Here is a 6414-nt window from a genome sequence, read left to right on the forward strand (position 1 = left end):
TTTGCCTGCTAATACTATACAACACCTTTTTAGCAGTGTCAATATCAGTGTGCTAAATATTATAAAGTCGAGCAACACCTTTTTTTCGTAACCACAAATAGAAATATAGAGATAAAACAAGATTTACAGTAATAAAACAACTAATATACCTACAAAAACCTAATGTTCATCCTGGTATTATTTAGAAAAAGACTGCCGATATATAGGCAATACCAGTTTCCAGAATACAAATCCATTAACCACAAGTAGAATACCTGAAAAGCATCTTGCAAGACCTTCTGGGCAAAGTAAGGCAATTCCATTCATATCTCCACCGCCAAGAAAACTATGCAAAAAACTAAGGTAAAGTGGATCAAGAAATAAACATGCGATTGTCATATAGTAAAACATGGCACGAAATAGCTTACTCTTTATTTTGCAGATTTTCTTTGCGAGTGCTGTTAGTAAATAGCCTACAATTAGGGTTGCAAGTACTCCCACAACACAAAAGATGCCTAGTTGTAAACTTGTCATGTGCTCGGTATATACATCGATCTGCACGCCAAGTCTCATAAATTTAATTTGTTTAAATACACCAGTAAACAAAGCATACAACAAGTGTGCTCCCTCATGAACGAGGTAGTATGCAAAAAGTGCTGTCACGATTCCAATGTATTGTCGTATTTGTTTGGACATAATACTACTTTTCATTTTGAATATGCTTTAGATTTTCCAATACAAACGGACTATTTTTGACAATACTATCTAGCGTCGAACATCCATTCATTTTCTTGCAGTCTGCACAAGTATCCAATCCCTTTTCTCGAACACAATTATGTATAGAGCAGAGTTTATCACAGAAAGGTGTTTTTACACCTTCTACACGACAACCCGTACAATTTATACTTTCTGGTGTAATCAATACACCATTAAGTTTTGTCCACAACGCAGCCGTTTTTTCACGTAAAGCATCATCATTTGTAATTGTTGCGATTCTCGCATCACACTTTTCACAATCCAATCCGCAACAACCAATTAGTTTATTTTCCATATCTTTCCTCCTACACTTTCTTTACCGCAAGACAATAATTGACATGTTCAAATGCCTTCATGTCTGCACCAGCCTTATCAATAATGTTTCTTTGAATATCTTCTGGCGATAACAACTCATAAATCAAAAAGCCATGTTTCTCTAGCATCTTTTCAAGTTTCCTATAAGAAAATGACGACTGCATCGGTTCACCGCCTGCTTTTGCCATCATAATTGTATTTTGTACACGTTTTTCAGGCGCATCAAAAAAGTGTTCATCTGGATAATCAAATACGAGTGTACTGCCTTCTGCACATATTTTTGAAAGAGCACAAAGCATATTATCAATTGCTTCTTTGGATAGGTAGTAGGTTACACCAAGCCATGAGAAAAAGGATTTAATAGATGGATCAAAACTAGAAGTAATCAAACATTCTTCTAGATTATCATTTGTAAAATCTACAGGAACAAAACGAAGATTTTCAGGAACTACCCAACCAGCACGTTTAATTCGTTCTATTTTATCTTTCTGTGTCAAAGGATGATCCACCTCGAACACTTTGTACTTATCATTTCGAAAGGCAAACGTATCCATTCCTGCCCCAAGTATGACATATTGTTTTGTACCAGTCAGTAAAGCTGTTTTTAGAGCTTGTTCCGTATAGGCTTGACGACAAAGAGGTGATGGTGCAATATGTATATTTACAATTCTACGAAGCACCTCTTTTGGTTCCACTTTAGAAAAATCCATATCTGGTTCAAAAAATTTTGCTCCACCAAGAATATAGTTCTGAACAGTCGTATATTCTTCTTTCGTCATCAAATTTTTGGCAAGATCATCCACAAAAACTGGATGTTCTTCATTTTCTGCATGAAATGCTCGTCCAAACGAACTCATCAATGCGGTAATACTCGTTTTATTATTCATATATTTGTCCTCCATATTTTTCTTTCATTTCTTTTGTACTAGCATGAAATAACTCTAATGCCTGAGCTTGTATACGAGATAGTGCAGTATCTTTAAATTTCTGTTTGATCCAACTAGAAGCAATCGCATGAGGATCATCCATTTTATTTGGATTGGCCACAGATATAATTTTATTCAATAACCCTGAATCACTCGAATAATATAGCTCTACTAGCTTTGCACGATATTCTAGCTCTGTTGGTGTAATTTGAGGGAATTGTTTCATATCCACAGAATGTTGTGCTTCGTGCTTCAAAAATGAAACAAGAAACCGTTCACTCTTAAAGTCATACGCTTGTTCAACACAGTTGATTGTTCCATCTGGCAAAGTCCAACCTCCTGTACCATATCGACCAAAAGTCAAATAATCCATCCAACCTCGAAAAACAAAGCCTCTCAGAATATTTATTGTATATTCCACAACTCCATCAGGCAGTTCAACATTGTAGGTCGTTGAGTTTGTATCCTTCCAAATATAAGGACCATAATAACCTTGTGTTTTTCCAAACAGAGCATGGTAACCTTCGTTTTCAAATTGTGATTGAAGTTGTTTTACTAAAAGTAATTCATCTGCATTTGGCATTTTTAACAAGCTCTTAAGTCCTTTCAACAGCTTATCTTCAGCCAAATTTTTTGGTAAATCTAAGTAAAAAATATCCCGAAAATAAATTTGGTATAAACGTAATATGTCATTGAGATTATCCGGTATTTCATATGTACGATATTCACAATTTTCAAAAACAGAAACAAACGTAGGAAGAATATCCTGAAATCCATCATGATCTTTCATATAGGCAATAGCACCTTTTATATCTCCATCGATAAAGCAGTGACTGATTTGTACGTCCTTACTAAAAGTATGCGCAGTAATAATCGTATAGCTGTAGGCATTAACTGTAATTTTTATATCACCTATTTCGCAATACCAATTCTTACCTCGACGATATATATGGCATTGAGGATTTAATATCAGATTCTTACAATAACCCACCACATCTTCTGTATCTATTTTTAAATTTCTTTGTATCCGATCAACTCCCCTCACAGTCGTATGAAGTCGATCTATATTTTCAATTAATAAATTCATATCTGTCTTTCTGTCAAAATCAATGTATAAGTTACAGGAATCGCACTCAGTATAAAAAGATGAAGCAATTGTAGTTCTGTAGTAAGATTCAAATCATTTGAAAAAGTACCAAGTGTATTGATAGCCGAATGAAAAAGAATACATGGTATTAAGCTGCCGCCACGATAAAAGATTGTAACTAGCATAAAGCCAACTAAAACCGCAAAGACAATTTGACACAAATTACTAACAACATTCATGCCACTGCCATTAAATAAGTTGATAATATGGCCTATGCCAAAAGTCACACTTGAAATAATCATAGCGGAGTTGATGTTATCCCTTGCGATGGCTTTAAACAGCAGACCTCTGAAGATTACTTCCTCCAAGAATCCAACACTAAGCATACATATAATGCGACAAACTGTTTCAACTAGTGAATAATGAATCGCAATACCATTCCAAAGATTGGATGATGCCAAAATAAATAGTGGCACATAATATAAGAAATACCGTGCAGAGACTATTGGTTTACATAGTCCATATTTCTCATAAAGGTTATTCTTTTGGATAAATATCAAAAGAACAATACACTGTAAGATACAAAAAGCAGCACTTGCAGCATATTCAATGCCAATCATTTTATTTAGTGGATTTGCCAAAGACTGCAAGACACAATACACAAGGATCCATACAATCGTAAAATTCAGCTCATTTTTCAAATAGTATTTATTCATGTTCATTCCTTACTTCTTGAAGCGCTAAAACTTCACACCCCTTACTTTTGTAGTACGCAAACATTTCTGGCAATTTCTTTTTATCATAACTCGTAATACAATCCGACAACACGCTTACAGAATAACCACTTTTTGTCATGTTGTAACAAGTAGATTTAATACATGCTGCAGCATCAGCACCAACAACATAAAAATCACTAATTCCATGTCCTTGAATAAAAGCTTTAAAAGCATCGCTCGTCAGTGCATTACTCTTTGACTTTGTATAAATATGATTGGATACAATATTAAGTTCTGGTACGAATTCAGCTCCATGGCTACCTGGTTTAAAAGTTCTTGTTTTTAAAGACAAATTATTATGTTGAATATAAACAACCCACAACTTGTTTTGAACAGCCCAATCAATTGCCAAGTTCACTCTTTCAATAATCTCCTTATAGTTTTTTGTGATGTCATTTTGTAGATCAATTACAACCAGTGCACTATTTTCCATTTCTTGTTCCTCCATAAAATATATCCTACCTTACTTCGACAGTTTTTTCAAAAAAGTATAAATTGCATCATTAAACTCCACGGGCGCTTGTTTCTTCGCCATACATACAAAACTTCTATTTGCCAAACTTCATGTCATGCAGCCTGCTATCCGATACGAATTTCTTTTTTCGCGGATTGCCTTCTGCCCGATAGATCATCAAACTTTTTAGGTTGAATATCGAACTCCAAACTGTTTGAAAATTTGGATCTTCATATTGACACATGAAGCCATATTCACCTTTGAGCAAGCGAGTCGTGGTCCCCAAATAATCGTCGGTAATCTTGTCGTTAAAGCTATCCATCACAACTTTATATCGTTCTGCAGAATTGTAATCATCACCATTTGCATCGTCATAAGGAGCATATTCGTCAGAAGTGAAGCTGTTGACTGTACATACAATACTGCCATTATCCGATGCCACAGCTTCACGAACTCTTTTTTGAGTTGGAGTACATTCGACAACAACCATTTCCCCATTTTTATCTGCGAGCAGAATGTTACAGTTGGATGCTACTGGCAATTCCATAAGCAAAGAAACAGCCATGTCCGTACTACTAGTTTTTTCCAACAGGTACCTGACAATGAAGCAAGAATTGAAACCAGGCTTGATTTTTTCAAGTCTGGTCATAACAAAGGTCATAGCAACTGCTAAACCATGTTCATTTACCCCTTCTTCTCCGTTAATAAAAGAGGATGTAGTAATATTGAAACGATTTCCGTTTGTAGGAGAATAGATTTCACTTTTGCTGCCATCTCGTAAATATGGGGGCAAATCATTATTGCGACCATAAATTACATTACCATTCTTTGCATAAGCGAAAGCGGTACATCCTCTGATCTCAACGGGAATATTGCTTTCCAGATTATACATACAGCAACCCATACACAACATCCATGATATGAAGGATGTGTAGTCAACACCGATGGTATCACTCACACCTCTTATTTCCTCACATACTTCCGGGAAAAACTTCCTAAGTATTTTCTCACTCTGCGTTCCATGTTCTAACTGAAAAGAATCGAGATGAAACGGAAACGATATGTTGGCTCGTTGAAAAATCGTTCCTCTTTTGATTCCTATTTGGTAATGTTCGCCTTTCAATCTTAAATGGTACATTTATGTGTTCTCCTTTCGTCCTAAAAAACAATAAACGCAGTACAAACCTATTCATCGGTCTGCACTGCGTCTAAGCGTCTGGCACTATTTTTTAATTTTCAACATATTTCAAGATTCATGAAATCAAAATCAATAAGCTCCCCATCGATTTTGAAAAAGCCTGGGAAAGTACATAGCTTTTGAAAACCAAACTTTTTATATAACGCAATTGCACGCTTATTATCACTACGAACCTCAAGATTGATCTGTTCTACACCTGTTGATTTTGCGAATTCAAGAATGTACTCCATTAAAGTGGATGCTACACCACATCCCCACCACGCCTTTTTCACACTAATGCCAAATTCAGCACGATGACTCATACGTTTTTTCTTACGAATAAGACTCGCTGTTCCAATAATTTCACCATTTGCCTTTGCGAGTAACTGTATGTCATTAAGTGATTTTGTTTGTTGATCAAGATATTTTCGTTCTTCTTCTACCTCCAACAAAACGCCTTCTGCACCAAAACTCAAATTATCGGTTTCACTTCCGACAATCTTCAAATATTCTAATAATGCTTCAGTATCCTGTCCTTTGGCACGAACAATTTCAATATCTGTATATTTCATATGTGTACTTCCTTTCCTTATCCAATAAAAATACGCAGAACAAACCTGATTACATATCAAGTTCAGTTCTGCGTCTTAGCGTCTGACTGTTTCAATAGTGTTATTTGAAAATGCTTTAAATCAATCAATTCTTCCCTTTTACATTTCGGACAAAAAAGAAGAAAGTTGTGAAGCACAGTATCCTTGCGAATCCATATACGAGTTTTTCCATGACAATGCGGGCATAATAGCCATTGTCCTTGTTTTTCCATAATCATCACCTCATTTGTTGGAGCAGAAATCAGCGTAATTCTACGCATTTTACTTTTTTAGAAGCTTTGTGCTTCATATATTTAATTGTAACTTCATTGATTTCAAATCGATATTTTGAAA

The 6414-nt window shown here is 35.3% G+C and carries 8 protein-coding genes and 1 pseudogene; all 9 read right to left on the bottom strand.

From position 1 onward, the window contains the following. Positions 1 to 177: 177 nt before the first annotated feature. Positions 178 to 675, bottom strand: coding sequence for a hypothetical protein (locus Q0977_RS17605; protein ID WP_299516258.1), 498 nt, complete (start codon positions 673 to 675; stop codon positions 178 to 180). Positions 676 to 679: 4 nt separating this feature from the next. Continuing rightward, a complete protein-coding gene (locus tag Q0977_RS17610) occupies positions 680 to 1030 on the bottom strand; it encodes a DUF3795 domain-containing protein (RefSeq protein WP_299516260.1) in 351 nt (116 codons plus the stop codon). A 10-nt stretch (positions 1031 to 1040) separates the two neighbouring features. Then, complete coding sequence (locus tag Q0977_RS17615) at positions 1041 to 1937, bottom strand: class I SAM-dependent methyltransferase (RefSeq protein ID WP_299516262.1); 897 nt, start codon at positions 1935 to 1937, stop codon at positions 1041 to 1043. An 898-nt stretch (positions 1938 to 2835) separates the two neighbouring features. Then, a pseudogene (locus Q0977_RS18335) lies at positions 2836 to 3063 on the bottom strand (DUF3781 domain-containing protein); the annotation flags it as partial. After that, a complete protein-coding gene (locus Q0977_RS17625) occupies positions 3060 to 3713 on the bottom strand; it encodes a CPBP family intramembrane glutamic endopeptidase (protein ID WP_299516266.1) in 654 nt (217 codons plus the stop codon). The gene Q0977_RS17625 and the pseudogene Q0977_RS18335, both read right to left, overlap by 4 nt. Before the next feature lie 58 nt (positions 3714 to 3771). Next, complete coding sequence (locus Q0977_RS17630) at positions 3772 to 4272, bottom strand: cysteine hydrolase family protein (RefSeq protein WP_299516268.1); 501 nt, start codon at positions 4270 to 4272, stop codon at positions 3772 to 3774. A gap of 115 nt (positions 4273 to 4387) precedes the next feature. Next, positions 4388 to 5431 carry a C45 family peptidase gene (locus Q0977_RS17635; protein ID WP_299516270.1) on the bottom strand — a complete coding sequence of 348 codons (1044 nt, stop codon included), beginning with the start codon at positions 5429 to 5431 and terminating at the stop codon, positions 4388 to 4390. Between the two features lie 98 nt (positions 5432 to 5529). Next, positions 5530 to 6042 carry a GNAT family N-acetyltransferase gene (locus Q0977_RS17640; protein WP_299516272.1) on the bottom strand — a complete coding sequence of 171 codons (513 nt, stop codon included), beginning with the start codon at positions 6040 to 6042 and terminating at the stop codon, positions 5530 to 5532. Between the two features lie 62 nt (positions 6043 to 6104). Further along, on the bottom strand, positions 6105 to 6299 hold the full coding sequence (locus Q0977_RS17645) for a cysteine-rich KTR domain-containing protein (protein WP_299516274.1): 195 nt from the start codon (positions 6297 to 6299) through the stop codon (positions 6105 to 6107). Between the last annotated feature and the right edge of the window lie 115 nt (positions 6300 to 6414).

The organism is uncultured Rummeliibacillus sp., assembly GCF_934216135.1.
Classification (GTDB): domain Bacteria; phylum Bacillota; class Bacilli; order Bacillales_A; family Planococcaceae; genus Rummeliibacillus.